This window comes from Streptomyces sp. NPDC050743, assembly GCF_044456925.1.
Classification (GTDB): Bacteria; Actinomycetota; Actinomycetes; order Streptomycetales; family Streptomycetaceae; genus Streptomyces.
Map to the genome: position 1 here is coordinate 34746 of NZ_JBITGJ010000054.1, position 26349 is coordinate 61094.

At 71.3% G+C, this 26349-nt stretch carries 25 protein-coding genes and 1 pseudogene; 6 read left to right on the forward strand and 20 right to left on the reverse strand.

Annotated features, from left to right (window positions below; genetic code table 11):
* Window positions 1-33: 33 nt before the first annotated feature.
* From ACIBJF_RS35310 to ACIBJF_RS35355, 10 genes and pseudogenes are all read right to left on the reverse strand, one after another.
* A pseudogene (locus ACIBJF_RS35310) lies at window positions 34-507 on the reverse strand (PAS domain-containing protein); the annotation flags it as partial.
* Between the two features lie 69 nt (window positions 508-576).
* Entirely contained in the window at window positions 577-3045 is a 2469-nt protein-coding gene (locus tag ACIBJF_RS35315; protein ID WP_399179995.1) for a SpoIIE family protein phosphatase, read from the reverse strand.
* 109 nt (window positions 3046-3154) lie between these two features.
* Window positions 3155-4375: an ornithine--oxo-acid transaminase gene (rocD, locus tag ACIBJF_RS35320; protein ID WP_399179996.1), complete on the reverse strand. Its 1221-nt coding sequence runs from the start codon at window positions 4373-4375 to the stop codon at window positions 3155-3157.
* Window positions 4375-5184, reverse strand: coding sequence for a dimethylargininase (ddaH, locus tag ACIBJF_RS35325; protein WP_399179998.1), 810 nt, complete (start codon window positions 5182-5184; stop codon window positions 4375-4377). Before ddaH ends, rocD begins: the two co-directional genes overlap by 1 nt.
* Window positions 5185-5337: 153 nt before the next feature.
* On the reverse strand, window positions 5338-5823 hold the full coding sequence (locus ACIBJF_RS35330) for an Lrp/AsnC family transcriptional regulator (protein ID WP_399180000.1): 486 nt from the start codon (window positions 5821-5823) through the stop codon (window positions 5338-5340).
* 36 nt (window positions 5824-5859) lie between these two features.
* Window positions 5860-6027, reverse strand: coding sequence for a hypothetical protein (locus tag ACIBJF_RS35335; protein ID WP_107093214.1), 168 nt, complete (start codon window positions 6025-6027; stop codon window positions 5860-5862).
* A 70-nt stretch (window positions 6028-6097) separates the two neighbouring features.
* On the reverse strand, window positions 6098-7048 hold the full coding sequence (locus tag ACIBJF_RS35340; RefSeq protein WP_399180002.1) for a cytochrome c oxidase assembly protein: 951 nt from the start codon (window positions 7046-7048) through the stop codon (window positions 6098-6100).
* A gap of 102 nt (window positions 7049-7150) precedes the next feature.
* Window positions 7151-8176, reverse strand: a complete 1026-nt coding sequence (locus tag ACIBJF_RS35345) for a 6-phosphofructokinase (RefSeq protein WP_351811582.1) — start codon at window positions 8174-8176, stop codon at window positions 7151-7153.
* Window positions 8177-8388: 212 nt separating this feature from the next.
* On the reverse strand, window positions 8389-9117 hold the full coding sequence (locus tag ACIBJF_RS35350; RefSeq protein WP_399180004.1) for a type 1 glutamine amidotransferase: 729 nt from the start codon (window positions 9115-9117) through the stop codon (window positions 8389-8391).
* A gap of 29 nt (window positions 9118-9146) precedes the next feature.
* Complete coding sequence (locus ACIBJF_RS35355; RefSeq protein WP_362122277.1) at window positions 9147-10385, reverse strand: MurT ligase domain-containing protein; 1239 nt, start codon at window positions 10383-10385, stop codon at window positions 9147-9149.
* Between the two features lie 151 nt (window positions 10386-10536).
* Between ACIBJF_RS35355 and def the strand changes: the two genes are divergently transcribed.
* Window positions 10537-11076, forward strand: a complete 540-nt coding sequence (gene def, locus ACIBJF_RS35360; RefSeq protein ID WP_399180006.1) for a peptide deformylase — start codon at window positions 10537-10539, stop codon at window positions 11074-11076.
* 50 nt (window positions 11077-11126) lie between these two features.
* Here the strand turns inward: def and ACIBJF_RS35365 are convergent, their stop codons facing one another.
* Window positions 11127-11771, reverse strand: coding sequence for a TetR family transcriptional regulator (locus tag ACIBJF_RS35365; protein ID WP_351811593.1), 645 nt, complete (start codon window positions 11769-11771; stop codon window positions 11127-11129).
* A 169-nt stretch (window positions 11772-11940) separates the two neighbouring features.
* Between ACIBJF_RS35365 and ACIBJF_RS35370 the strand changes: the two genes are divergently transcribed.
* A complete protein-coding gene (locus tag ACIBJF_RS35370) occupies window positions 11941-13167 on the forward strand; it encodes an acyl-CoA dehydrogenase family protein (protein WP_399180008.1) in 1227 nt (408 codons plus the stop codon).
* On the opposite strand, the gene ACIBJF_RS35375 is transcribed toward ACIBJF_RS35370, so the two are convergent.
* The 8 genes from ACIBJF_RS35375 to ACIBJF_RS35410 form a co-directional block, all read right to left on the reverse strand.
* Window positions 13164-13685, reverse strand: a complete 522-nt coding sequence (locus tag ACIBJF_RS35375) for a cupin domain-containing protein (RefSeq protein ID WP_399180010.1) — start codon at window positions 13683-13685, stop codon at window positions 13164-13166. The genes ACIBJF_RS35370 and ACIBJF_RS35375 overlap by 4 nt on opposite strands.
* A gap of 7 nt (window positions 13686-13692) precedes the next feature.
* Entirely contained in the window at window positions 13693-14907 is a 1215-nt protein-coding gene (locus ACIBJF_RS35380; RefSeq protein WP_399180012.1) for a cytochrome P450, read from the reverse strand.
* A 7-nt stretch (window positions 14908-14914) separates the two neighbouring features.
* The gene (locus ACIBJF_RS35385; protein ID WP_399180013.1) at window positions 14915-15976 is read right to left on the reverse strand and encodes a type III polyketide synthase; all 1062 of its coding nucleotides are present in this window, start codon (window positions 15974-15976) and stop codon (window positions 14915-14917) included.
* A gap of 482 nt (window positions 15977-16458) precedes the next feature.
* Window positions 16459-16692: a DUF6213 family protein gene (locus tag ACIBJF_RS35390; RefSeq protein ID WP_351811608.1), complete on the reverse strand. Its 234-nt coding sequence runs from the start codon at window positions 16690-16692 to the stop codon at window positions 16459-16461.
* Window positions 16693-16718: 26 nt separating this feature from the next.
* A complete protein-coding gene (locus ACIBJF_RS35395; RefSeq protein ID WP_399180015.1) occupies window positions 16719-18104 on the reverse strand; it encodes an NADP-dependent succinic semialdehyde dehydrogenase in 1386 nt (461 codons plus the stop codon).
* 74 nt (window positions 18105-18178) lie between these two features.
* Window positions 18179-18652, reverse strand: coding sequence for an NUDIX domain-containing protein (locus tag ACIBJF_RS35400; RefSeq protein ID WP_399180017.1), 474 nt, complete (start codon window positions 18650-18652; stop codon window positions 18179-18181).
* A complete protein-coding gene (locus tag ACIBJF_RS35405; protein WP_399180019.1) occupies window positions 18649-20187 on the reverse strand; it encodes an ATP-dependent DNA ligase in 1539 nt (512 codons plus the stop codon). Before ACIBJF_RS35405 ends, ACIBJF_RS35400 begins: the two co-directional genes overlap by 4 nt.
* Window positions 20188-20216: 29 nt before the next feature.
* The gene (locus ACIBJF_RS35410) at window positions 20217-21158 is read right to left on the reverse strand and encodes an NAD(P)/FAD-dependent oxidoreductase (RefSeq protein WP_399180021.1); all 942 of its coding nucleotides are present in this window, start codon (window positions 21156-21158) and stop codon (window positions 20217-20219) included.
* Window positions 21159-21223: 65 nt separating this feature from the next.
* Between ACIBJF_RS35410 and ACIBJF_RS35415 the strand changes: the two genes are divergently transcribed.
* From ACIBJF_RS35415 to ACIBJF_RS35430, 4 genes are all read left to right on the forward strand, one after another.
* Window positions 21224-21796, forward strand: coding sequence for an XRE family transcriptional regulator (locus ACIBJF_RS35415; RefSeq protein ID WP_351811623.1), 573 nt, complete (start codon window positions 21224-21226; stop codon window positions 21794-21796).
* 86 nt (window positions 21797-21882) lie between these two features.
* Complete coding sequence (locus ACIBJF_RS35420; protein ID WP_399180024.1) at window positions 21883-22848, forward strand: NADPH:quinone oxidoreductase family protein; 966 nt, start codon at window positions 21883-21885, stop codon at window positions 22846-22848.
* Window positions 22845-24026 carry an acyl-CoA dehydrogenase family protein gene (locus tag ACIBJF_RS35425; RefSeq protein ID WP_399180025.1) on the forward strand — a complete coding sequence of 394 codons (1182 nt, stop codon included), beginning with the start codon at window positions 22845-22847 and terminating at the stop codon, window positions 24024-24026. Before ACIBJF_RS35420 ends, ACIBJF_RS35425 begins: the two co-directional genes overlap by 4 nt.
* Complete coding sequence (locus ACIBJF_RS35430) at window positions 24023-25105, forward strand: acyl-CoA dehydrogenase family protein (RefSeq protein ID WP_399180027.1); 1083 nt, start codon at window positions 24023-24025, stop codon at window positions 25103-25105. Before ACIBJF_RS35425 ends, ACIBJF_RS35430 begins: the two co-directional genes overlap by 4 nt.
* On the opposite strand, the gene ACIBJF_RS35435 is transcribed toward ACIBJF_RS35430, so the two are convergent.
* Window positions 25042-26349, reverse strand: a 1308-nt coding sequence (locus ACIBJF_RS35435) for an RNA-guided endonuclease InsQ/TnpB family protein (RefSeq protein ID WP_399180028.1), incomplete at its 5' end; no start/stop codon positions are given. The genes ACIBJF_RS35430 and ACIBJF_RS35435 overlap by 64 nt on opposite strands.

Genomic DNA, 26349 nt, shown 5'->3' on the forward strand with positions numbered 1-26349 from the left:
GGGAGGGGAGCCTTCAAATCCTGCAGTTCGCGGGCGCGCGCGCGTGTACAGCTCGGCCTCGAGGACACGGGCCCGGCTGCCGCCGGGGCGGCCGCGGGCCCGGATCAGCTCGGTGACCTCCTCGACCCGGTGCACCACCAGCACCACCCTCCCCTCCGGGCCGAACACCGGCGCGTTGACCGGGCTCCGGTAGCGCTCCTCCCACTCCCCGGGCCGGTCGGGGCGCTCGACGTCGTAGCGCTGCAGGGCCATGGTGTCGCGCTCGCCGGTGGCCACGACCCGGGTCAGTGAGGCGGCCAGGTTGCGCATGCCCGATGCGCCGGGGTCGTTCGGGTTGTCCGGGAAGACGTCGAAGAGGTAGCGGCCCAGCACCTGCTCGCGGGTGCGCCCGGCCGCTCGCAGGAACTCCTCGTTGGCGTCCGCGAAGAGCAGGTCGGGCGTCAGCAGCGCCACCATGCCCGGCAGCGCCTGGAACACCCCCGCGTAGTCGATGGCCTCGTCGTTCATGGCTGCCGCCCGTCCGCGAAGTGACGCCGATTTCCCATCGTCGTGCGACATGCGCACGTTCCGTATGGGTCAGGCGGGCGGGTCCGTCGTGGACTGTTCGGCCCAGATGATCTTCCCGCCGGGGGTGTACCGGGTTCCCCACCGCTCGGCGAACTGGGAGACCAGCAGCAGTCCGCGGCCGCCCTCGTCCGTGGCGCGCGGATGGCGCAGATGGGGTGCGGTGGCGCTGCCGTCGGAGACCTCGCAGATCAGGGCGGTCCGGTCCCTGATCAGCCGGAGCCGGACGGGGCCCTCCGCGTGCCGGATGGCGTTGGTGACCAGCTCGCTCACGACCAGTTCCGTGGTGAACACCAGCTCCTCCAGCCCCCACTCGCTCAGCTGCCGGGCGACCTCCTTGCGGGCGTCGGCGACCACGGCCGGGTCGGCGGCCAGGTCCCAGTCGGCGACCCGGTCGGCGCCGAGCAACCGGGTGCGGGCCATCAGCAGGGCCACGTCGTCGTGCGGCCGGTCCGGGACCAGCGCGTCGACCACGGCCCGGCAGCGCATGTCCAGCGTGGGGGCGCTCCGTTCCAGGGCGCGGCGCAGCCGGTCGTGGTCCGCGGCGTCGGCCCCGGCGCCGTCCGCGTCGTCTGCGTGGACCAGCAGGCCGTCGGTGTGCAGGGCCAGCGTGCTGCCCTCGGCCAGGGTCAGCTCGACCGCCTCGAAGGGCGGACCGCCGGCCCCGAGCGGCGGCCCCTGCGGCAGCTCGACGAAGCTGACGGTGCCGTCGGGCAGGACGACGGCGGGTGCGGGATGGCCCGCGGCGGCCATCGCGCTGCGCGCGCTGACGGGGTCGTAGATGACGTACACGCACCCCGCCCCCACCGCCTGGATGCCGGCGGCCTCCGGGTCCTCGGGCCGGATGCCCTCTTCCCGGGCCATCCGCCCCACCAGGTCGTCGAGGTGCGCGAGGACCTCCTCGGGCGGCAGATCGAGCGCCGCGAGGGTGTGTACGGCGGTGCGCAGCCGCCCCATGGCCGCCGCGGCGTCGATCCCGTGCCCCGGCACCTCGCCCACGATCAGGGCCACGCGCGCACCGGACAGCGGGATGATGTCGTACCAGTCGCCGCCGAGGCCGGTCAGCTCGTCGGCCGGCCGGTAGCAGGCGGCCACCTCCACCGCGTCCTGCTCGGGCAGCTGGCGCGGCAGCAGGCTGCGCTGCAGGACCAGGGCAGCGTCCCGCTCGCGGGTGTAGCGGCGGGCGTTGTCCACGCAGACCGCCGCCCGGGACACCAGGTCCTCGGCGAGACTCAGGTCGTCCTCGTCGAACGGCTCCTGGCGGCGACGGCGGAAGAAGGTGGTGACGCCCATCGTGACGCCCCGCGCGCGGATGGGCACGATCATCACGCTGTGCACACCGAGCTCCAGGAAGGTCGCCATCCGGCCGCCGGGGATGTCCGTCGCCCATTCCTTGGCCAGCGGGTCCAGCCGTTCCTCACGCCAGGACCGGCCCGTGGTCAGACTGCGGATCGGGGGCGAACCGGCGAGGTAGGTGGCCACCGCGCCGATCTCGACGACGGCCTCCGGGACCCCGGGGTTCACCGACTGGTGCCCGGCCCGTCGCAGCGGCACCTGGTCCCTGTCGCTCGGCGGCTCCGGCTCCGCACCCCGCAGCACGGAATCCAGCAGGTCCACGCTGACGAAGTCGGCGAAGTCCTGCACGGCCACGTCGGCCAGTTCCTGTGCCGTCCGCACGATGTCCAGGGTGCGGCCGATCTGCTCGCCGGCGCGGTCGAGCAGGGCCAGTCGCTGCCGGGCGCGGTGCCGGTCGGTGATGTCGACGACCGTGTAGTACACGCCCATCGGGTGACCCCGGTCGTCGTCGAGGCGGGTGAACGACATCATGTGCGCCGTCTCGCGGTGCGGCGCGGACCGCACATGGCCGACATGCTCGTACCCGACCACCGGCAGGCCGCTGTCCAGCACACGCCGCATCTGCGTCTCGATGTCGGCGGAGTCGATGCCCGGCTGGATCTCCGCCAGCCGCCGGCCCAGCCGCTCGATCGGGGAGCCGCCGCCGTACCGCTCCAGGGCCTCGTTCGACCACACGCACCGCAGATCGGCGTCCACGATCGCCATGCCGACGGCGGAGTCGGTCACCATCTGCTCCAGCACCCCGCGGCTCATGTCCCAGCCGCGTTCCCCCGCCACGTCGGAGACGAGAACCAGCCAGTGCGGCGCCCCGCCGGGTTCCATCGCCGGGGTGATCCGCACCATCACCCGTATCGGCCGGCCGTCCTTGCGTCGTGCGGTCAGCAGCCCCACCCAGCCGCCGTCCCTGCGGCACCGCTCGGCGAGTTCGGGCACCCGCGCGGCGTCCTCGGCGGACAGCAGGCCGGTCACCTTGGTGCCCACCACCTCGGTGGCCGTGTACTGCAGCAGGCGCTGGGCGCCCCGCGTCCAGCTCGTCACCAGGCCCTGGGCGTCGAGCAGCAGGGGCGCGGCGTCGGCCACGTCGAACCGCCGCCCGGCAACGTCCTGCTCCTCGTGAGTGCTCACGGCCGACCTCTCTGTAGCTGAGAGTGGTCTACCCCCTCATGGCTCAATCTTCACCCTTCGGGCAGGCGAGCGATCGGTGTGGGGCGACCTCGGCCGCCCCACACCGGCGTCACGAACCGAGCACCTTCTCCAGGGCCGCCAGCGCGGACCGCAGCTCCTCCGCCGTGATGGTCAGCGGCGGTGCCAGCCGGATCGTGGAGCCGTGGGTGTCCTTCACCAGGATCCCCTCCCGCATCAGCCGCTCGCTGATCTCCCGGCCGGTGCCGATCGCCGGGTCGATGTCGACGCCCGCCCACAGGCCACGGGAGCGGAAGCCGAGCACACCCCGGCCGGCCAGCTCGGTCAGCCCGTCCCGCAGGACCGTGCCCAGCTCGGCGGCCCGGCGCTGGAACTCACCGGTCCCGAGCAGCTCGACCACGGCCGTGCCGACCGCCGCCGCGAGCGGGTTGCCGCCGAACGTGGAGCCGTGCTCGCCCGGGCGCAGCACACCCAGCACCTCGCGCCGGGCCACCACCGCCGACACCGGCACGATCCCGCCACCCAGCGCCTTGCCGAGCAGCAGCACGTCCGGGACGACGTCCTCGTGCTCGACGGCGAGGGTGCGGCCGGTGCGGCCGAGGCCCGACTGGATCTCGTCCGCGATGAACAGGCAGCCCTTGCGGCGGGTCAGCTCCCGCACCCCGGCGAGATAGCCCTCGCTCGGGATGATCACGCCCGCCTCGCCCTGGATGGGCTCGATCAGCACGGCCGCCGTGGTCTCGTCGACGGCCTCCTCCAGCGCGGCCAGGTCGTCGTACGGCACGATCTTGAAACCGGGCGTGAACGGGCCGAAGCCGGCCCGGGCCGTCTCGTCGGTGGAGAAGCTGACGATGGTCGTCGTACGGCCGTGGAAGTTCTCCGCCGCGACCACGATCGTCGCCCGGTCGGCGGGGACGCCCTTCACGTCGTACGCCCACTTGCGGGCCACCTTGATGCCGCTCTCCACCGCCTCGGCGCCGGTGTTCATCGGCAGCACCATGTCCAGGCCGGTCAGCTCCGCGAGCTGCTCGGCGAACTCGGCGAGCCGGTCGTTGTGGAAGGCACGGGAGGTCAGCGTCAGCTGGTCGAGCTGGCGGTGCGCGGCCTCGATCAGCGCGGGGTGCCGATGGCCGAAGTTCAGGGCCGAGTAGCCGGCGAGCATATCGAGGTAGCGGCGGCCCTCGACGTCCTCCACCCAGGTGCCCTCGGCGCGGGCGACCACCACGGGCAGCGGGTGGTAGTTGTGCGCGAGGACCGGCTCCTCCGCGCGGATCAGGTCGTCGGACGTGCGCGTGCGCGCGGGTGCGGTCATCAGCGGATCTCCTGGGTGCAGCACTTGATGCCGCCGCCGGCCTTGTGGAACTCGGACAGGTCGACGGGGACGGGGGCGTAACCGTGGCCGGCCAGGCGCTCGGCGAGCGCCTCGGCCTGGGGGGCGATGAAGACGTTGTGGCCGTCGGAGACGGAGTTGAGGCCGAAGGCCATCGCGTCCTCGCGGGTGGCGAGCACCGCCTGCGGGTACAGCCGGCGCAGCACCTCCCGGCTGCCCGCCGAGAACGCCTCGGGGTAGTAGCAGATGTTGTCGTCGTCCAGCACGAACAGCGCCGTGTCCAGGTGGTAGAAGTACGGGTCCACCAGGGTCAGGCCGATCACCGGGTGGCCGAGGAACTCCTGCGCCTCGCAGTGCGCCTCACGGGTGGTGCGGAACCCGGTGCCGGCGAGCACGTAGCGGCCCGTCCACACCAGGTCGCCCTCGCCCTCGGTCACCGACTCCGGGCGGTACACGTCGTAGCCCGCGGCCTTGAACCAGGTGTCGTAGTGCAGCGACTCCGGGCGCCGCTCCGGGGCGTGGAACAGGGAGCCGAAGACCCGGCCGCCGACCACGAACGCCGCGTTGGCGGCGAAGACCATGTCGGGCAGCCCGGGGACCGGCTCCACCGACTCGACGGTGTGACCGTGGGCGCGGTAGGCGCTGATCAGCGTCTGCCACTGCTCCCGGGCGAGGTCCACGTCGACCGGCTTGTCGGGGTGCATCCAGGGATTGATCGCGTACTGCACGGCGAAGTGTCTGGGTTCGCAGACGAGAAAGCGCCGAGGACGCTGTACACGGCTTTCGGACACAGAGGGTTTCCTCCGCTTTGCTGTGTGTCACTGGGGGTGTACACCACGGTAGAAAAGGAGGCAGACGGCCGACAAGAAACGAAAGCTGCGTAGATGCGCAGCATCGCTGCGTCTTTCAAGGCGCAGGCGCACGACTCCTGCGCATGCCTCGGCTCATTCCGGTGCGGCGTGGGTCGCACCCGCTTCGGGGCTTTCCGGGAGCAGGTGGGACAGCACCATCACGCTGATCGTCTTCCGGATGAACGGCTCGACCCGGATCCGCTCCAGCACCTCCTCGAAGTGCTCCACGTCCCGCGCCCGCACGTGCAGCAGCGCGTCGGCGCCGCCGGTGACCGTCATGGCCGCGGTGATCTCCGGATGGTTGCGCACGACCTCCGCCAGCCGCCGGGGCGGGGCCGCGCCCTCGCAGTAGACCTCGACGTACGCCTCGGTGCGCCAGCCGAGCGCCGAAGGTTTCACCGTCGCCGTGAAGCCGGTGATCACCCCGGTCTCCCGGAGCCGGTCCACGCGCCGCTTGACCGCGGTGGCGGACAGCCCGATGCCCGCGCCGATCTCGGCGAAGCTGCTCCGGGCGTTCGCCATCAGCGCGGTGATGATCTTGCGGTCGAGGTCGTCGAACGAGGGCGTCCTGCTGTTCATGCGAGCACTGTAGTCAGCCCCGCCGGGCAGCCGGCCTCACGACTGGGTGACGACCATGGCCAGCGTCAGCAGCCCCAGCACCACCCATCCGAACCACAGCCAGCCGTTGCTGCCGAGCGCGACCGTGTAGGCGGTCACGACGACGAGCCCGCCGACCGTGAGAGCCCCCATCGCCTTGGTGGAACCGTTCGTGGAACCGGGCATCGCAACACCCTCCTCATGGTCCGTCCTCGACCATGGTGCCCCGGTTCCCGCCCGGAGGGGACGGCTCCGGCTAGCTCTCGCGTGCGTTCAGCGAGGCCAGATAGGCGTTGTACGCCTCCAGCTCCTTGTCGCCGTCCCGGTCCGCGGCCCGGTCCTTGCGCCTGGCCTGCCGCTGCTCGGAGCCGTACCACTGGAACAGCAGGGCGATCAGCACCAGCACGGACGGGATCTCGCTGAACGCCCACGCGATCCCGCCGGCCGCGTTCTGGTCGGACAGGGCGTCGATGCCGAGCGAGGCGGGCGGGTGCTCGAAGGTGCTCACCATCGGAGCCGACGCCATCATCAACGCGATGCCGAAGAACGCGTGGAACGGCATGCCGGCGAACAGCTCCAGCATCCGCATCACGTATCCCGGGCGGTGCGGACCCGGGTCGACGCCCATGATCGGCCAGAAGAACACCATGCCCACGGCGAAGAAGTGCACCATCATCGCGATGTGCCCGGTCTTCGACCCCATCAGGAAGTCGAACAGCGGGGTGAAGTACAGGACGTACAGGCTCGCGATGAACATCGGGATCGTGAACGCCGGGTGCGTGACGATCCGCATGTAGCGGCTGTGCAGCAGCGCCAGCAGCAGCTCGCGCGGGCCCTTGCGGCCCCGGCCTGCGGTCGGCAGCGCGCGCAGCGCCAGCGTGACCGGGGCGCCGAGCAGGATCAGGAGCGGCGACAGCATGCTGATCACCATGTGCTGCACCATGTGCACGCTGAACATCACCATGCCGTAGTCGTTCAGCCTGGTGCACATCACCAGGGCGACGGTCAGCACACCGACGGCGTACGACACGGTACGGCCGACCGGCCAGGCGTCCCCGCGCCGCCGCAGCCGCAGGACACCCCAGCCGTACAGGGCGAGACCGAGCAGGCAGGCGACGAGGAAGAACGGGTCGGCGGACCACTCCAGCCCCCGTCCCAGCGTGAACGGCGGCAGATCCATCGTCATGCCGTGCCCGCTGTGATCCATCCGGCGGCTCCTGATTCGTGGGGGTTGTGCAAGTTGTCCGCCCCAAGAGTAGAACCGCCCCCGGTCACGGTCGTGACCGGGGGCGGCTTGTCCTCGGCCGCACTACAGGACGCACTCCGCCTCGTCGTACCGCTCCACCGGGACGGTCTTGAGGGTCTCGACGGCCTCCGCCAGCGAGACCATCACGATGTCGGTGCCGCGCAGAGCCGTCATCCGCCCGAACTCGCCCCGGTGCACCGCCTCCACCGCGTGCCAGCCGAAACGGGTCGCCAGCACGCGGTCGTACGCCGTCGGCGTGCCACCCCGCTGCACATGGCCCAGGATCACCGGCCGCGCCTCCTTGCCGAGCCGCTGCTCCAGCTCGACCGACAGCTGCCGGGCGATGCCGGCGAAGCGCTCGTGGCCGTAGACGTCCTTGCCGCCCTCGTCGAAGTCCATGGTGCCGGGCTTCGGCTTGGCGCCCTCCGCCGCGACGACGATGGCGAACCGCTTGCCCGCGTCGAAGCGCTCGCCGACCCTCGCCGCCAACTCCTCAATGTCGAAGGGCCGTTCCGGGACGACGATGGCGTGGGCGCCGGCCGCCATACCGGAGTGCAGCGCGATCCAGCCGGTGTGCCGGCCCATGACCTCCACGATCAGCACCCGCTGGTGGGACTCGGCGGTGGTCTTCAGCCGGTCCAGCGCCTCCGTCGCCACGGTGACGGCGGTGTCGAAGCCGAAGGTGACGTCCGTGACGGCGATGTCGTTGTCGATGGTCTTGGGCACGCCCACGATCGGCAGCCCGTTGTCCGACAGCAGCCGGGCCGCCTTCAGCGTGCCCTCACCGCCGATCGGGATGATCGCGTCCAGGCCGAGTTCCGCGACATGGCCCCGGGCCCGCTCGACCCCGTCCCGCAGATGCTCGGGACGGACCCGGGAGGAGCCGAGGATGGTGCCGCCGCGCGCCAGGATGCCGCCCACGGCATCGAGGTCGAGCTTGAGATAGTCGCACTCCAGGAGGCCCTTCCAGCCGTCCCGGAAACCGATGACCTCGTCGCCGTGGTCGGCGACGGCACGGTGCACGACGGACCGGATGACGGCGTTCAGGCCGGGGCAGTCGCCGCCGGACGTGAGGACACCAATGCGCATAGCCCGAAATACCTTCTCAACGTGGGCCGGGTAACCGGACCACGTTGTCCGGCGGATTCCCGGCCACCCTACCGGCGTGAGGGGGTGGCGCCGTAGCGGGCGTCCGCCTGCTGGACGGGCCCGCACATGTGAGCGGACGGGCCGTCAGGCGGGCCCGCCACGAGGCTGCCGGAACGCGCTGAGACGGTGCTGAGACCGTGCTGTCGCGCCGCTTACGCGGGCTGCTGCGCCGCCGTGATGCGCTCGTTGCGCAGCGCCTCGTACCAGCGGTCGTCGGTCGGCGGCAGCGCGTTGACGTCGAGCGCCAGCTTCAGCAGCAGGTCGGCGATCTGCGGGTTGCGGGCGAGGACAGGGCCGTGCATGTACGTGCCGAAGACGGTCCCGTTGTACGCGCCCTCCGTGCCGTCCCCGGTGCCGTTGCCCTTGCCGATCTTCACCCGTGCGAAGGGGCGGGCGGTGGGGCCGAGGTGGGTGACGCCCTGGTGGTTCTCGAAGCCGGTCAGCTGCGGCAGGCCGAGCTGCGGGTCGATGTCGGCGAGCACGTCACCGACGCACCGCTCGCCCTCGCCGCGCACCGACACCACGTCGAGCAGGCCGAGGCCCGGCTCGCGCTGGCCGAGGTCGTTGATGAACTCGTGGCCGAGGATCTGGTAGCCGGCGCACACGGAGAAGACGATCGCGCCGTTCTCCACGGCCCGCTGCAGATGCCCGTCACGGCGCAGCCGCTCGGCCGCCAGCCGCTGCGGACGGTCCTCGCCGCCGCCGATCAGGTAGATGTCGCCGGAGGTCGGGATCGGCTGGTCGCTGCGCACGTCGAGCCGGGCCACGTCCAGGCCGCGCTGCCGGGCCCGGCGCTCCACCACGAGGGCGTTGCCCTGGTCGCCGTAGGTGCTCAGCAGGTCCGGGTAGATCCACACCAGCCGCAGTTGGTTGTCGCTCATGAGGTGATCGCCCTTCGAGGATCAGAAGATCAGTTGCCGACGCGGCGGCGCAGGTCCTGGAACGCGGTGTAGTTCGCGATGACCTCGATCCGGCCCGGCGGGCACATCTGCACGGCCTGGTCGAGGTTCTCGCAGACCTGGAAGTGCTGGTTCGCGACCTCCAGACGGACCGCGAGGTCCAGCTTCCGGTCGCCGATGACGAAGATCGGGTGGCCGGTCAGCCGGGTGTAGTCGACGTCCCACAGCCAGGAGGTGTCGGTGCCGTCGGCGCCGCGGGCGTTCACGGACAGGATCACCGGGGCGGGCGGCGGGTCGATCAGGGAGAAGGTCTCCAGCCAGCCGGCCGGGTTCTTGGCCAGCAGCAGCCGCAGATCGCGGTTCTGGAACTGCACGACGTCATAGCGTCCGGCGACGGCCTGCACCTGGTACATCCGCTCCAGGGCGACCTGCGGCGGCACCCCGAAGACGGCGGCGACGGCCGCGGAGGAGGCGGCGTTCGCCTTGTTGGCGCGGCCCGGAAGCTGCAGGTGAATGGGCCAGGCGGACCCGTGCGGATCCAGCACGTGGTCGCCCGACAGGGCCCAGGTCGGCGTCGGCCGCCGGAACCCGCACTCACCGCAGAACCAGTCGTCACCCGGGCGCTGCATCACGCCACCGCAGGACGGGCAGGACCAGGCGTCGTCCTTCCACATCTGCCCGGCCGCGACCCAGATCACATTCGGGGACGAGGAGGCGGCCCACACCACCAGCGGATCGTCGCAGTTGGCGACGACCACGGCCTTGGACCCGGCCAGACCCTCGCGCCAGTTCTCGGCGAGCATCCGGGTCTCGGCGGCACGGTCGAGCTGGTCGCGGGAGAGGTTGAGCAGGGCGATGCACTTCGGGTCGGTGTCCCGGGCCACACCGGCCAGGTACTTCTCGTCGACCTCTATGACACCGAACTTCGCGTCCGAGCCGCCCGCGAGCGCGGAGGTGATGCCGGCCGGCATGTTGGCGCCCAGCGCGTTCGACACGACCGGGCCCGCGGCGCGCAGCGCCTCGGCGATGAGCCGGGTGGTCGTCGTCTTGCCGTTGGTCGCCGAGACCAGGACGACGTCCAGGTTCTGCGCGAGCCGGGCGAGCAGGTCGGGGTCGAGTCTCAGTGCGACCCGGCCACCGATCACCGACCCGCTCCCGCGTCCCGCGGCGCGCGATGCCGCAGCGACCGCCTTGCCCGCGGTCACGGCCAGCTTGGCCCGCGGCGTGAGCGGGTCCGAGTTGCCTGCCATCAGTTCTCGATCCTCCTTGCGTACGCGCCGCGCCTGGGGCCATCCGGCAGCGTGGTGTGACCTCAGCCTATCGAGATCCGTATCCACACCCGAATCCCGGCCCACGCCTTGAGCGGCGGGCATGGGCTGAACGAACCGTACCCTTGCCGCCATGCGACACGGTTCCATTCCGGGCGCCCACGGGCGCGTCCGGCCCCTCACCCTGCTCGGCGACGCGCCGCTGCGCGAACAATGCCGGGAAGTCACCGAATTCGGACCCGAGCTGGCGGCCCTCGTGGAGGACCTGTTCGCCACGATGTACGCGGCCCAGGGGGTCGGCCTGGCGGCGAATCAGGTAGGGGTGCCGCTGCGGGTGTTCGTGTACGACTGCCCGGACGACGACGATGTCCGGCATCTGGGACATGTGGTGAACCCGCGTCTGGTGGAGACGGACGGGGTGGTGATCCAGGGGCCGGAGGGCTGCCTGTCCCTGCCGGGTCTGGAGGCGGGGACCGAGCGCTACGACCATGCGGTGGTCGAGGGCTTCACGGTGACCGGGGAGCCGGTCACCGTGCACGGCACGGGGTTCTTCGCGCGGTGTCTGCAGCATGAGTGCGACCACTTGGAGGGCCGGGTGTACGCGGATCACCTGACGGGGTGGCGCAAGCGCAGACTGGCGAGGCAGATCACGCGAGCCGCATGGCACCGGTGAGGGGGGTCTGCGGGGGCAGCCCCCGCGCACCCGCACGGGGAAACCGCCCGTCAGAACCCCGGACCTCCCATTTTGTCCCCGGCGGCCGCAAGACGACCCCACAGCAGATCAGCCAAAGACCGCACCAACTCCGCCCGGGAACAAGGCCGTTCACCCAGCCACCAGTCACCCGCGGCATGCATCATCCCGACGATCCCATGCCCCCACACCCGAGCCAGCTGCTGGCTCTCCGGCCCGAGATCCACCCGCTCCTCGATGACCTGAGCCAACTCCTCGCCCATCCTGCGGAGCAACGGCGCGGAGTGCTTGCCGACGTCGAACCCCTGGTCGCCCCCCGCGCTCGCCTCCGCCGGATGCATCAGGAACCGGTACACCTGAGGCCGTGCCTCGATTGCGGCGAGATACGTGTCCAGCGTCGACTCGACCCGCTCCCGCCGATCGGCCGGAGCGTCCAGCGCCGCCCGCAGCGAATCGAGCAGCGCGTCCGTGTGCCGCTTGGCCAAAGCGGCGTAAAGGCCACCCTTGTCGCCGAAGTGCCGGTAGAGGATCGGCTTCGTGATGCCGGCTTCCGCGGCGATCGCGTTCATCGACGCCTGCGGGCCGTCGCGCAGCACCACCCGGTCCGCGGCCTCGAGCAGCTCGCGCCGTCGGCGGTCGGCGGATCGCTGCTGATCGGTCCGCTGTGTGGTGTCCATGTGCTCTCCCCACCCGTGGTGATTCGGTGACGCCTGCGCAAACTAACACTGACCGTGCCCCTGACATCGAACGGGATGCCGGGCGTCATCACCGGTTGACTTTTCCTACCCGTCGGTAACAGACTCGGGTTACCGCTAGTAACATCGCACCACCGCCGCTGGAGGGGACATGGCCGAGTTCACCATGGAGCTGAACGACGAACAGAAGGAAGTCCGGGACTGGCTCCATGGCTTCGCCGCCGACGTGATCCGCCCCGCGGCCGCCGAGTGGGACGAACGCGAGGAGACTCCCTGGCCGGTCATCCAGGAGGCCGCGAAGGTCGGCATCTACTCCCTCGACTTCTACGCGCAGCAGTACTTCGACCCCACCGGCCTCGGCATCCCGATGGCCATGGAGGAGCTGTTCTGGGGCGATGCGGGCATCGCCCTGTCCATTGTGGGCACCGGCCTCGCCGCCGTGGGCGTTCTCGCGAACGGAACCGAGGAACAGATCGGCACCTGGATCCCGCAGATGTACGGCGACGTCCATGACGTCAAGGTCGCCGCGTTCTGCTCCTCCGAGCCCGACGCCGGCTCCGACGTCGCCTCCATGCGCACGCGCGCCGTGTACGACGAGGCCAAGGACGAGTGGGTGATCAACGGCACGAAGACCTGGGCGACCAACGGCGGCATAGCCAACGTCCACGTCGTCGTCGCCAGCGTCGACCCGGAGCTGGGCTCCAAGGGCCACGCCTCCTTCATCGTCCCGCCGGGCACGCCGGGCCTGACCCAGGGCCAGAAGTTCAAGAAGCACGGCATCCGCGCCTCGCACACCGCCGAGGTCGTCCTCGACAACGTCCGCGTCCCCGGCGCCTGCCTGCTCGGCGGCAAGGAGAAGCTCGACGAGCGGCTGGCCCGGGCCCGCGAGAGGGCCGCCAAGGGCGGTGAGCGTGTGAAGAACGCGGCGATGGCCACGTTCGAGGCGTCCCGCCCGGCCGTCGGCGCCATGGCGGTCGGCACCGCCCGGGCCGCGTACGAGGTCGCCCTCGACTACGCGAAGACCCGGGAGCAGTTCGGCCGGCCGATCATCGACAACCAGGGCGTGGCCTTCCAGCTCGCGGACATGCGGACGCAGATCGACGCGGCGCGGCTGCTGGTCTGGCGTGCGTCCTGGATGGCGGTCAACGGCAAGCCGTTCACCGCGGCCGAGGGGTCGATGTCCAAGCTGTTCGCGAGTGAGACCGCGAAGAAGGTGACCGCCCAGGCCGTCCAGATCCTCGGCGGCAACGGCTACACCCGTGAGTACCCGGTGGAGCGGATGCACCGGGACAGCGCCATCTACACGATCTTCGAGGGCACGAGCGAGATCCAGCGCCTGGTGATCGCCCGCACCCTCTCGGGCATGCCCATCCGTTAACGATGCCTGAGCGGCGTCAGCTGCTCGATGTCGTACTTGGCCCGCAAGGCCTCGATCGCCTCCTGGTCCGGCGGGCCCCCGCTCCCCAGGATCTCCAGCAGTTCCTCGAAGTAGCGTTCGTGATCCGGTGGCGGACTCGCCTGGAAGAACATCTTCGCGGGCGTGTCCGTCGGATTGGCGAACGCGTGCGGGCACCCCGGGGGTACGACGATGACCGTGCCCGGCGTCGCCCGCACCACCCGGCTGCCCGAACCCGACTCCCACCTCTGCCAGTTGTCGGGAGTGCGGATGCGCGGCTCGAAGGCGAGGACGTCCAGTTCACCTTCCAGGACGTAGAACAGCTCCTCGCTGCGCGTGTGCACATGCGCGCCCACGTCGAAGCCCGGCGGGACCTCCACCTCGAAGGTGGAGGCCATCCGCGAGTGGGTGCCGGTGACCTTGAACGTCACCCGCTGGGCCGGTGTCTCGACGACACGGCCGTGGCCCGGCGGTACGTACAGTCCCTCGGTCTCCGTCATCGGTCACTCACCAGGTCACCGGAAGGGCCTCGGGACCCCGGATCAGCGCGCCCTTCTTGAAGGGCACCTTCTCCGGGGCCACAGCCAGTCGCAGGCCCGGAATCCGGTCCAGCAGGGCGTCCACCATGAGTTCCTCCTCCAGCCGGGCCAGCATGTTGCCGGGGCAGAAGTGCGGGCCGAAGCCGAACGAGACGTGCGGGTTCGGGCTGCGGGAGAAGTCGATGGTCTCCGGATCGGGGAAGACCTCCGGATCGCGGTTGGCGGCCAGGTAGGAGTTGTACACCGCGTCGCCCGCGCGGATCCGCACACCCCGGATCTCCACGTCCTCCAGGGCGATCCGGGACAGGCCGACCGCGTTGCGGTGCGGGATCCAGCGCAGGAGCTCGTCGATCGCCCGGGGACGGATCGCCGGTTCCGCACGCAGCCGCTCCATCAGGTCGGGGCGGGTCAGCAGCAGGTAGAACATCTGCCCGCTGTTGTTGGTGACTGCCTCGCCGCCGATCTGCAGCAGGCCGGCGAGCCCGACGGCCTCCTCGAGCGTCACCTCGCCCCGGCCCACCGCGGCGCCGAGCAGTGAGGTGACGTCCTCGCCCGTGCTGTTCTCGCGCAGCCCGATCAGGTCGGAGAAGTAGGCGGCCATCTCCCGCTTGGCCTTCTCGCTGACCTCCTTGCCGTTGGAGGAGGACAGGATGAGCTGGGTCCAGGTGTGCATGGTGTGCCGGTCAGCGGCCGGGACGCCCATCATTTCGCAGATCACCGCGATCGGGAACGGGCTGAGGATCGTCGCCGTGAGATCGGCGGGCGGGCCGTCCTGGAGGAGTTCGTCGACCAGTTCCTCCAGCATGGCGCGCGCCTTCTCCCGTACCCGCTCCACGCCCTTCGCGGTGAACGCGGCCGCCACCGAGCGGCGCAGCCGGGTGTGGTCGGGCGGGTCGAGGAAGCCGACCGCGCCCGGGTCGGGGATGAAGTGCGGGGCCAGCCGGGTCACCGGCTTCTTCATGACCTCCTCGCGGCTGAAGCGGGGGTCGTTGGTCACCATGCGCACGTCGTCCATCCGGGTCACCAGCCAGGCCCAGCCCTCGCCGTTGGGCAGCTGGATGCGGGTGACCGGACCTTCGCGCATGAGCTCTTCCAGCACCGGGTCGAAGTCCGTCCCGGTCAGGTCGAGCGCCGGCCAGTGCCGGATCGGGGGCAGGGTCTCGGTGAGCGTCTCTTCGGTCATGCCGTACTCATGCCGTCTCTCGGTCGGTGCGCCAGCGGCCCAGCGCCATTTCCGCGGTGATGCCGGGCCCGAACCCGGCGAGGAGCCCGCGCGCCCGGGGCTCGGCGCCGCCCTCGTCGAACATCCGGCGCAGCGCGTCCAGCACGACGCCGGAGGCGATGTTGCCGTACTCGGTGAGGGTGGCCCGGCTGAACCGGAACGCGTGCGGGTCGACCTGGAGGAACTTGCTGAGGTCGTCGAGGATGCGGGGCCCGCCGGCGTGGACGATGTAGAAGTCCAGGTCGGACGCGTCCCAGCCATGCATCCCGGCGAGGTCCTGCAGCGCCGGGGCCAGCGGCTCCATGGTGGTCGGCACCCGCTTGTCGAGCAGGAAGTGGAATCCGGTCGCCCGGACGTCGTACATGATCCACTCCTCCGTCTTGGGGATCAGGTACGAGCCGTTGCGCTCCAGCTCGATGCCGGTGCCGCCCTTGCCGCGGACCACGGCGGCGGCTATGCCGTCACCGAACAGGCCGTTGGAGAGCAGCGAGCCGACGCCCAGGTCGGTGGGCTGGTAGCACAGCGAGCAGAACTCGCAGGCCACTATCAGCGCATTGGCGTCGGGGTAGGCCGTGCAGAAGTCGTGCGCGCGGTTGATCGCGGCGCCGCCTGCCGCACAGCCCAGCTGGGCGATGGGAAGCTGTCGGGTGGTGGGGTCGAAGTCCATCTCGTTGATCAGCCACGCCGTGAGCGAGGGCATCATGAAGCCCGTGCACGAGACGTAGACGATCACGTCGATGTCGGAGGTGAGGAGCTCGGCGTCGTCGAGCGCCCGCTGGATCACCGCGGGGACCCGGGCCTTGGCCTCGGCTTCGTAGAGCTTGTTGCGCTCCTCGAAGCCGGGATGCTTGAGGGTCTCCTCGATGGGCTGCACTATGTGCCGGGTCTTGACACCCGTGTTCTCGATCAGCCGCAGTGCGAGCGGCAGTTGGGGGTGGTCGGCGTGCCGGGACCGTGCGAGTTCCAGCGTCTCCTCCATCGTGATCACGTGCTCCGGCACCGACACCGTGGGTCTGCACAAAGTCGCCATGAACCGTGCCTGCTTTCAGCCTTCCGGAAGGCCTGCGCCCGCCGGTCAGAGGATCGTTCACCTCAGGAGGTGGTTCACCCACGATCACTCGACCTGGCGACGATCTCGCGCCGGACTACTCCAGACCGGGGACACCGGACTCGGGGCCGGACAGGAAACCGCACGTCCGCGGGAGGCAGAACACCATGGCCCGATCGGCCCGGGAATCTGCTGGAAACGACCACCAGGGCACACTCGTCCCGGCCCCGGTCGCCAACCCCTTCGTCCCCCCTGTGGAACGCGGCGAGGCACGTCCTCGGGCGCTCGGCCGTCCGGCCCTGTCTTCGGACCTCAACGCCTCCCCGGCGGACGTCGTCCCCGGACGACCAGGCGACGGCAGCGGTACCGACGGCCCCGGACACCGGCCCGCCGAACACAGACAGCGCACACACCTACGGAAGCCTTCTTCAGGCATCCGAGGCAGTGTCGTGGACTTCGTCGGGCTACGGCGCCCCACTGCTGTGCGCGATGCACGCGACGTCGATGCGATCCGCGAGCTTGGCCAGTTCGATGGTCAACGCGGCGACCGTGTCCTCGTCCAACCCCGGCTCCCCGGCCTCGACCAGCCGCAGCCACCGCCCGCCAACGGTCCGCAGCAACTTACTCACGTCGGCCGCTGCCACCTGCAAGGTACCGCGGTCGTCGACGATCAGAGGCAGGGTCACTTCGCGGTTCACAAAAGTGGATGGTAGCCGCGCAGCGCTCACGCACCCTGCCAAACCGTGGTGATGTTGCAGAACTCGCGGATTCCGTGCCCGGACAGCTCACGCCCGTATCCGGACCGCTTGACCCCGCCGAACGGGAACGCCGGATGGGAGGCGGTCATCCCGTTGACGAAGACGGATCCGGCCTCCAGGTCGCGCGCGAACCGCTCCACCTCCCTCTCGTCCCGCGTCCACACATTGGAACTCAGTCCGAACAGCGAGTCGTTGGCGATGAGCAGCGCCTCGTCCAGGTCGCCGGCCCGGTACAGCGTGGCGACCGGCCCGAACGCCTCCTCCCGGTGGATGCGCATCTCCCGGGTGATCCCGGCCAGCACGGTCGGCGGGTAGTACCAGCCGGGCCCGTCCGGCCGTTCGCCGCCGCACAGCACCTCGGCGCCGCCGCGCCGGGCGTCGTCGACCAGCTCCTCCAGATCCTTCCGCCCCTGCTCGCTGGAGAGCGGCCCGACCTCGGTGTCCTCCTCCAGCGGGTCGCCGACCTTGAGTGCCTTCATGCCCGCGACGAACTTCTCGGCGAAGGCGTCGTAGACGTCGGTGTGCACGATGAACCGCTTGGCGGCGATGCAGGACTGCCCGTTGTTCTGCACGCGCGCGGTGACCGCCACCGCGGCGGCCCGGTCCAGGTCGGCGGAGGGCAGCACGACGTACGGGTCGCTGCCGCCCAGCTCCAGCACCGTCTTCTTGATCATCTCCCCGCAGGTGGAGGCCACCGCCCGGCCCGCGGGCTCGCTGCCGGTGAGCGTCGCGGCCTTCACCCGCTCGTCCCGCAGGATGTCGTCCACCGCGCCCGAGCCGACCAGCAGGGTCTGGAAACAGCCCTCCGTGTAGCCCGCCCGGTGGAAGAGGTCCTCCAGGTACAGGGCCGTCTGGGGGACGTTGGAGGCGTGCTTGAGCAGGCCCACGTTGCCCGCCATCAGCGCGGGCGCGGCGAACCGGATCACCTGCCAGAGCGGGAAGTTCCAGGGCATCACCGCGAGGACGGGCCCCAGCGGCCGGTACCGCACCCGGACCCGGGAGGCGCCGGAGTCCTTCACATCGGACTCGGCGGGCTCCTCGTCGGCCAGCAGCCCCTCGGCGCGTTCGGCGTACCAGCGCATCGCCTTGGCGCACTTCGCGGCCTCCGCGCGGGCCTGCTTGATCGGCTTGCCCATCTCGGTGGTCATGACCCTGGCGACCTCCTGCTGATCCTCGTCCAGCAGATCGGCAGCCCTCAGCAGCAGCCGGCCCCGGTCGACGAACGACATCGTCCGGTAGGTGCGGAACGTGGCCTCGGCGAGCTGGAGCCGGCGTTCCAGCTCTTCCTCACCCATCGGCTCGTACGTCTTGAGCGTCTCGCCGTTCGCCGGGTTCACCGTCGCGATGGGCATGGCTGACCTCCCTGGGAGCGGGCTTGTTTAGACCTTCGCGCGCGGTACGGCCGTCCGCAACGCGTAGGCTCCCTTCAGGCCGAGTGCTCCGCCAGCCGGTCGAGAAACGCGGTCTGCGCCGCGATGACCAGCTCACGGGCCCGGTCCAGGCCGAGCCACTTCACACGGTCCAGCTCCGGGAACTCCTGCATCCGCCCGGACCGCGGCGGCCACTCCAGGGTGAAGGTGCCGGGGCTGAAGCCGCTCAGGTCCGGGTCCGCCTCGACGGCCCAGGCCGTGACGACCTTGCCGTTCTTCTGCGCCACCTCGCCCAGCGGTACGGCCTCCCCGTCGGGCGGCGCCAGTCCCAGTTCCTCCCGGAACTCGCGCCGGGCGGCCTCCCAGGCGGGCTCGTCGGGGTCGTACTCGCCCTTGGGGACGGTCCAGGCTCCGGCGTCCTTCTTCGCCCACAGCGGACCACCCATATGGCCGAGCAATACCTGAAGTCCCTCGTCGGTATGCCGGAACAACAGCAGTCCCGCGCTGCGCTTCGTCGCACGCACCGTCACGGCTTGACCTCCGGGTGGGCCGCCAGCAGGGCCTCCACGGTATCGGCCTCCTCGGGGCGTTTGTCCTCGCGGTAGCGGACCACGCGGGCGAAGCGGAGGGTGACGCCGGCCGGGTAGCGGGAGGAGCGCTGGAGGCCGTCGTAGGCGATCTCCACGACGAGTTCGGGGCGGACCCGGACCACCCAGCCGTCGTCCTCGACCGCCAGCTCCCGCAGCCGCTCGGTCTGCCAGGCGAGCATCGCGTCGGTCATGCCCTTGAAGGTCTTGCCCAGCATGGCGAAGCCGCCGTCGGGGTTGCGGGCGCCCAGGTGGAGGTTGGACAGCTTGCCCGTGCGGCGGCCGTGGCCCCACTCGGCGGCCAGCACCACCAGGTCCAGGGTGTGCACGGGCTTGACCTTCAGCCAGGCGGCGCCGCGCCGGCCCGCGCTGTACGGCGCGTCCAGCGCCTTGACCACCACGCCCTCGTGGCCGCGGGCCAGGGTCTGGGCGAGGAAGCGTTCCGCCTCCGCGATGTCCCCCGGCCCGGAGGCGACCGTCCGGCGCACCCGCATCGGCTCGGGCACCAGCCGGGCCAGCTGAGCGTGCCGCTCGGCGAACGGCAGGTCCAGCAGCTCGGTGCCTCCGACCGACAGGACGTCGAAGAAGACGGGGGAGACGGGGGTCTCCTCGGCGGCCTTCGCCACGTCCGTCCGCGAGCCGACCCGGCCGGAGGTCTCCTGGAAGGACCGGGGCCGCCCGGCCTCGTCGAAGGAGATCACCTCGCCGTCCAGGATGAACCGCTCGCCCCGCAACTCCCGTGCGGCGGCGGTCACTTCCGGCAGCCGGTCGGTGATGTCGTCCAGGGTGCGGGTGTGCACCCGGACCGTGTCGCCGTCCCGGTGGACCTGCACCCGGATGCCGTCCAGCTTCTCCTCCACCGCGCAGGCGCCCAGCTTCTCCACCGCCTCCGCCACCGAGGACGCGCTGTGCGCCAGCATCGGCAGCACCGGGCGGCCCACGGTGAGCCGGAACCTCTCGAGCGCGCCGGTTCCCTCGCCGAGCAGGGCCTGGGCGACCGTCTGCAGCGACCCGGCGAGCATCACCGCCCGGCGTACCGCGGCCGGGTCGGCGCCGGTCGCCTGCGCGAGCCCCTCCACGGCGACCGCGTCCAGCGCGCCCTGCCGCACCTCGCCGGTGAGCAGACCGAGCAGGAAACGCTGCTCCTCCTCGGTGGCCGCGCCCATCAGCTCGCCGACGAGCCGGACCCGCTCCGCCTGCGAGCCCGGCCCCGACACCTTGCCCAGCTCGCCGAGCAGGGCGTCGACCTCCCGGACCGTGAGCGTGGGCTCGCCGGCCGGGGGCACCGGGCGGCTCAGCACCTTCCAGCCGACGCCGAGCCGACCCCGCGGCAGCCGCCCGGCCAGATACGGGATGACGATCGGCACGTCGTCCGCCTCCGCCTCCCGGAACAGCTCGGCGAGCAGCGCCGTCTTGCGGGACCGGGCCGCCGTCGCGGCGACCTCCCGGGACACCTGGGCCAGCCGGGTCAGCAGCATGCAGTCATCGTGCACCGGAGGAGCGGCGGTTACACCCGGACGGAGTCGAGGTCGGCCATCAGCAGCTCCCCGTTGATCGCCGCCCCGGCCCGGTACCCCCGGCTCGCCGCGTTGATCACCTGCTCGGCGAAGCCGCTCGCGTTGCCCGCCGCCCACAGGCCGGGCACGCTCGTCAGACCCCGCTCGTCGATCACCGGGTAGGCGCCGAACGGCGTCTCGCGCAGCTCGGCGCCGAGCCGCACCAGCAGCTCGTTGTTCGGTACGGCGCGGGGCACGGCGTACAGGACCTCGCGGTCGTGGACCGTGCCGTCTTCGAGCCGGACCCCGGTGAGCCGGTCCCCGGCGACGAGGAGGCCCGCGACCTTGCCGGGTACGACCGCGACCCCGGCGGCGGCCAGCCGGCGCAGGTCGTCGTCCGTCAGCTCCAACTCGTCCACCTCGTGCAGGAACAACCGCACGTCCTTGGACCACTGGGTGACCATGAGCGCCTGGTGCACGCTCAGCGGCGAGGTCGCGAGCACCCCGGTCGGCAGGTCGCGGGCCTCCCAGCCGTGGCAGTACGGGCAGTGCACCACGTCCCGGCCGAACCGCTCGGCGAGCCCCGGGATCTGGGGCAGCTCGTCCTTCAGGCCCGTGGCGATCACCAGCTGCCGGGCCCGGACCGTCCCGCCGCTCGCGAGCACGACGGTGAAGTCCTCGTCCCTGGCCGCGTCCACGACCCGGTCCCGGACCAGTTCCACCCCGTACCGGGCGATCTCCTCGCGCCCGATCGCCAGGAACTCGGCCGGGGACATGCCGTCCCGGGAGAGGTAACCCTGCATGTGCGCGGACGGTGTGTTGCGCGGCTCGCCCGCGTCCACGACCAGCGTCCGGCGCCGGGCCCGGCCGAGGACCAGCGCGGCGGACAGCCCGGCGGCCCCGCCACCGACGACGACTGCTTCGTACCTGTTGTTCTCGGTGCTCTGGGTCATGCGGCGACGGTGGCCCGGCGCCTGCGGGATTGACAAACGAATTTGCCGTTCCTGCAATGGTCGCCATGAGCACAGACGACGTACTGGCCGAAGTGGGCGCCCGGCTGCGCCGCATCCGCAAGGAGCGGGAGGTGACCCTGGCCGCGCTGTCCGAGGCCACCGGCATCTCCGTCAGCACCCTCTCCCGGCTGGAGTCCGGCCTGCGCAAACCCAGTCTCGAACTGCTGCTGCCGATCGCCCAGGCCCACCAGGTGCCGCTGGACGAACTGGTCGGCGCGCCCCCGGTGGGGGATCCGCGGGTGCGGTCCGAGCCGATCGTGCGGGGCGGGCGCACCCACTGGCCGCTGACCCGGCAGCCGGGCGGCCTCCAGGCCTTCAAGGTGCTGGAACCGCAGCGGAAGCAGGAGCCGGATCCACGCACCCACGAGGGGTACGAGTGGCTCTATGTGCTCTCGGGGCGGCTGCGGCTGGTCCTCGGCGAGCACGACGTGGTGCTGTCGGCGGGGGAGGCGGCCGAGTTCGACACGCGCGTGCCGCACTGGTTCGGGTCGACGGGGGAGGGGCCGGTGGAGTTCCTCAGTCTGTTCGGGCCGCAGGGCGAGCGGATGCATGTGCGGGCACGGCCCAGGCGGAAGTGACGCGGCCGACTGTTCCCTGATCGGCAAGCGACCGCTTAGTATGCGATTGGACCCGGTCAGACGAAGCAGTCCCGTGGAGGCCCCGCATGCAGGCATGGCAAGTGCACGAGAACGGCGAGCCGAGCGAGGTGATGCGCCTGGCGGAGGTGGAGCCGCCCACGCCGGGTGACGGCCAGGTGCGCTTGCGCGTGCGTGCCGCCAACATCAACTTCCCGGACGCGCTGCTGTGCCGGGGCCAGTACCAGGTACGCCCGCCGCTGCCGTTCACGCCCGGTGTGGAGATCTGCGGCGAGACCGAGGACGGCCGCCGGGTGATCGCCAACCCCGCGCTGCCCTACGGCGGTTTCGCCGAGTACGCCCTCGCCGACGCCCGCGCCCTGCTGCCCGCGCCCGAGGCGCTGGACGACGCCGAGGCCGCCGCCCTGCACATCGGATACCAGACCGGCTGGTTCGGCCTGCACCGCCGGGCCCACCTGGAGGCGGGCGAGACCCTGCTGGTGCACGCCGCCGCCGGAGGTGTCGGCAGCGCCGCCGTCCAGCTCGGCAAGGCGGCCGGGGCCAAGGTCATCGGTGTCGTCGGCGGCGCGGACAAGGCCGCCGTGGCCCGCGAGCTGGGCTGTGACGTGGTGGTCGACCGCCGCTCCGAGGACGTGATCACGGCCGTGAAGGAGGCCACCGGCGGCCGGGGCGCGGACGTGATCTACGACCCCGTGGGCGGCGAGGCCTACGCCCAGTCCGCCAAGCTCGTCGCCTTCGAGGGCCGGATCGTCGTGGTCGGCTTCGCGAGCGGCACCATCCCCAGCCCGGCCCTCAACCACGCGCTGGTGAAGAACTACTCGATCCTCGGCCTGCACTGGGGCCTGTACAACACCAAGAACCCCAAGCTGGTCCAGCGCTGCCACGAGGAACTGACCGAACTGGCCGCCCGGGGCGCGATCAAGCCACTGGTGAGCGAGCGGGTGCCGCTGGGCCAAGCCGCCGTGGCCGTGCAGAAGGTGGCGGACGGCCGGTCCACCGGCCGGATCGCCGTGGTGATGGAGGAGGCAGCATGACCGACGCCGACGAACTGCGCCGCCGTACAAGGCAGTTGCTGGCCGCGCACCCGCCCGCGGACACCGACCGCCTCGACTTCCTGCGCGCCCGCTTCGACGCCGGCCTCGCCTGGGTGCACTACCCGGAGGGCCTCGGCGGACTGGGCGCGCCCCGACACCTCCAGGCCGTCGTGGACGCCGAGCTGGAAGCCGCCGGCGCCCCCGACAACGACTCGCGCCGCAACGGCATCGGGCTCGGCATGGCCGCGCCGACCATCCTGAAGTACGGCACCGAGAAGCAGAAGCAGCGCTATCTGCGGCCGCTGTGGACGGGGGAGGAGGTCTGGTGCCAGCTGTTCAGCGAGCCCGGCGCCGGCTCCGACCTGGCCGCGCTCGGCACCCGGGCCGTCCGGGAAGGCGACACCTGGGTCGTCAACGGCCAGAAGGTGTGGACGTCCGGCGCGCACAACGCCCGCTGGGCCATCCTCATCGCCCGCACCGACCCGAGCGTGCCCAAGCACGCCGGCATCACCTACTTCCTCTGCGACATGACCGACCCCGGCGTCGAGGTCCGGCCGCTGCGCCAGATCACCGGCGAGGCCGAGTTCAACGAGGTCTTCCTCACCGACGTCCATATCCCCGACTCCTGCCGCCTCGGCGAGATCGGCAACGGCTGGCGCGTCGCCCAGACCACGCTCAACAACGAACGCGTGGCCATCGGCGGCATGCGGCTGCCCCGCGAGGGCGGCATGATCGGCCCGGTGTCGAAGACCTGGCGCGAACGCCCCGAGCTGCGCACCCACGAACTGCACCAGCGCCTGCTGAAGCTGTGGGTCGAGGCCGAGGTCTCCCGCCTCACCGCCGAACGCCTGCGCCAGCAGCTCGTCGCCGGCCAGCCCGGCTACGAGGGCGCCGGCATGAAGCTCGCCTTCGCCCGCCTCAACCAGGAGATCAGCGGCCTGGAGGTCGAACTCCGCGGTGAAGAGGGCCTGTTGTACGACGACTGGACCATGCGCCGCCCCGAGCTGGTCGACTTCACCGGCCGCGACGCCGGGTACCGCTATCTGCGCTCCAAGGGCAACAGCATCGAGGGCGGGACCAGCGAGGTCCTGCTGAACATCGTCGCCGAGCGGGTCCTCGGCCTGCCCGCCGAGCCGCGCACCGACAAGGACGTCGCCTGGAAGGACCTGGCCCGATGACGAAAGCGCCGGACCTGCTGTACTCGGAAGAGGAAGAGGCGCTGCGCGCCGCCGTCCGCGACCTCCTCACGGACCACTGCCCGCCCGCGGACGTCATCGCCCGCGTCGAGTCGGACACCCCGCACGACCTCGCCCTGTGGAAGTCCCTCGCCGAGGGCATGGGCCTGGCCGGGCTCCTGGTGCCCGAGGAGCAGGGCGGCCAGGGCGCCTCCGCCCGCGAAGTCGCCGTCGTCCTGGAGGAGCTGGGGCGAGCGGTCGCACCGGTGCCGTATCTCACCAGCGCGGTCGTGGCCACCGAGGCCCTGCTGGCCTGCGGTGACGAGGAACTGCTGGGACAACTGGCCTCCGGGCGCACCATCGGCGCCCTCGCGGTCGGCCTGCACGCGGCCCCGGGCACCGCGTTCAAGTCCGTACGACTGGAGAACGGCCTCCTGCACGGGGAGCTGACCGGCATCGCCGACGCGGCCGTGACCGACGTCCTGCTCGTCCCGGCGGACGACGGCGGCCTGTACGCCGTGGCCGCGGGCGCCGCGACCGTCACCCCGCAGACCTCCCTGGACCTGACCCGGCCGCTGGCGACGGTACGGCTGGACGGCGCTCCCGGCCGCCGCGTCGGCGAAGCCGAACCCGCCGTACGTCGCGCCCTGCGTGCCGCCGCCGGGCTGCTCGCCTCGGAACAACTCGGCGTCGCCGACTGGGCGTTGACCGAGACGGTCCGCTATCTGAAGGAGCGCAGGCAGTTCAACCGGCCGGTCGGTGGTTTCCAGGCGCTCAAGCACCGGCTCGCGCAGCTGTGGCTGGAGGTCGTCAACCTGCGGGCGGCCGCCCGCGCTGCGGCCGACGCGCTGGCCTCCGGCGCGGACACGGACGTGTCGGTCGCCGTGGCCCAGGCCTACGCCGCCCCGGTCGCCGTCCACGCCGCCGAGGAAGCGCTGCAGTTGCACGGCGGCATCGGGATGACCTGGGAACACCCGATCCACCTCTGTCTGAAGCGGGCCAAGGCGGACTCGATCGCCTACGGCACGGCGGGAGCCCACCGGGAGGCGCTGGCCGAACTGGTCGACCTCCAGGCACCCTGACACAACCCACTTGAAGGCTCCCCTCCCTGAAGGGAGGGGATGCGTCGCCCTCCAGGGCTGAGCGGGGATTTACGGCTCAGGCCGCCACCGGAGCCGGCGGCCCCGGGTGGTCTTACGCCCTCGACACCGTCCGGGTTCCAACCTGCCCGGACCAGCATCACGCGGGCGGAGTTCTTGTCCCTGTGGGACACCGCTGCGCACGCGGTGCAGGTATACGTTCTCATCGACAGAGGCAGTGCGTGCTTGGTTCTCGCTTCGCACGTGGCACAGTCCATCGTGGTGTGCGCCGGGTGCACGAGACGGACGTCCCGTGCGTGCTTGCGGCCCATCTCGACCAGGGCGCGCTTCGTGGCGGCGATGGCGGCATCGGCCGCCTTGCGGGCCATGGTGGTCTTCGCCAGGAACCTCGGCCTGAAGTCCTCCACGGCAACCCCGTCGTGGCCGCGCATCACCCGCTTGCCCCACTTGCGGGCGGTGTCCTCCCGCTGCCTCGCCATCTTCTTGTGCAGCTTCGCCGCCTGTGCCTGGGCCTGCCGGTAGCCGGCGGATGCGGGCTGTCCCTTCGGAGGCCGGCGCCGGGCCATCATCCGCTGGTACCTCGCCAGCCGCTGCGCGGCCCGCCTGCCGTGCTCGGCATGCGGGAGATCGTAGGCGTCGTCGGTGGTGGTGGCGGTCTCCTTCACACCCCAGTCCACCCCGAGCACGCGCCCCGTGGCGGCGAGCGGTTCGCTCTGCGCGGCAACGACGAAGGACACGTACCAATGTCCGAGCGTGTCCTGGTACACGCGCACACTCGACGGGTCGGCCGGAAGGGGCCGCGACCACACCACCCTCAGCACGATCCCGCCGGGAAGGTGCAGGCGGCCGTCCTTGAGGCGGAAACCGCGCTTGGTGTAGTTGAGGCTGGGCCGCGCCTCGCGCTTCTTCTTCCAGCGGGGCATCCCGGCCCGCCGGTGCATCGGCAACCGGTCCTCGATGTCCTTCAGGGCTTTCGCCCTCGACCTGGCAAAGTCGCGTATCACCTGCTGCTGAGGCACCGACGCGCCCTCAGCGAGCCAGGGCGTCACCCCGCGTGCCTCGGTCAGCATCTTGTCCAACTGCCCCGGGCCGCAGGTCAGCTTCTCGCCACTCGCCCGGCTCTGCGCGTGCACCTGCTGGGACTTCGCGACGCACTCATTCCAGATCCAGCGGCAGCGATCCCACTCGGCTTCGAGCCGGCGCCTGGCCGTGTTCGACAGGCGCAC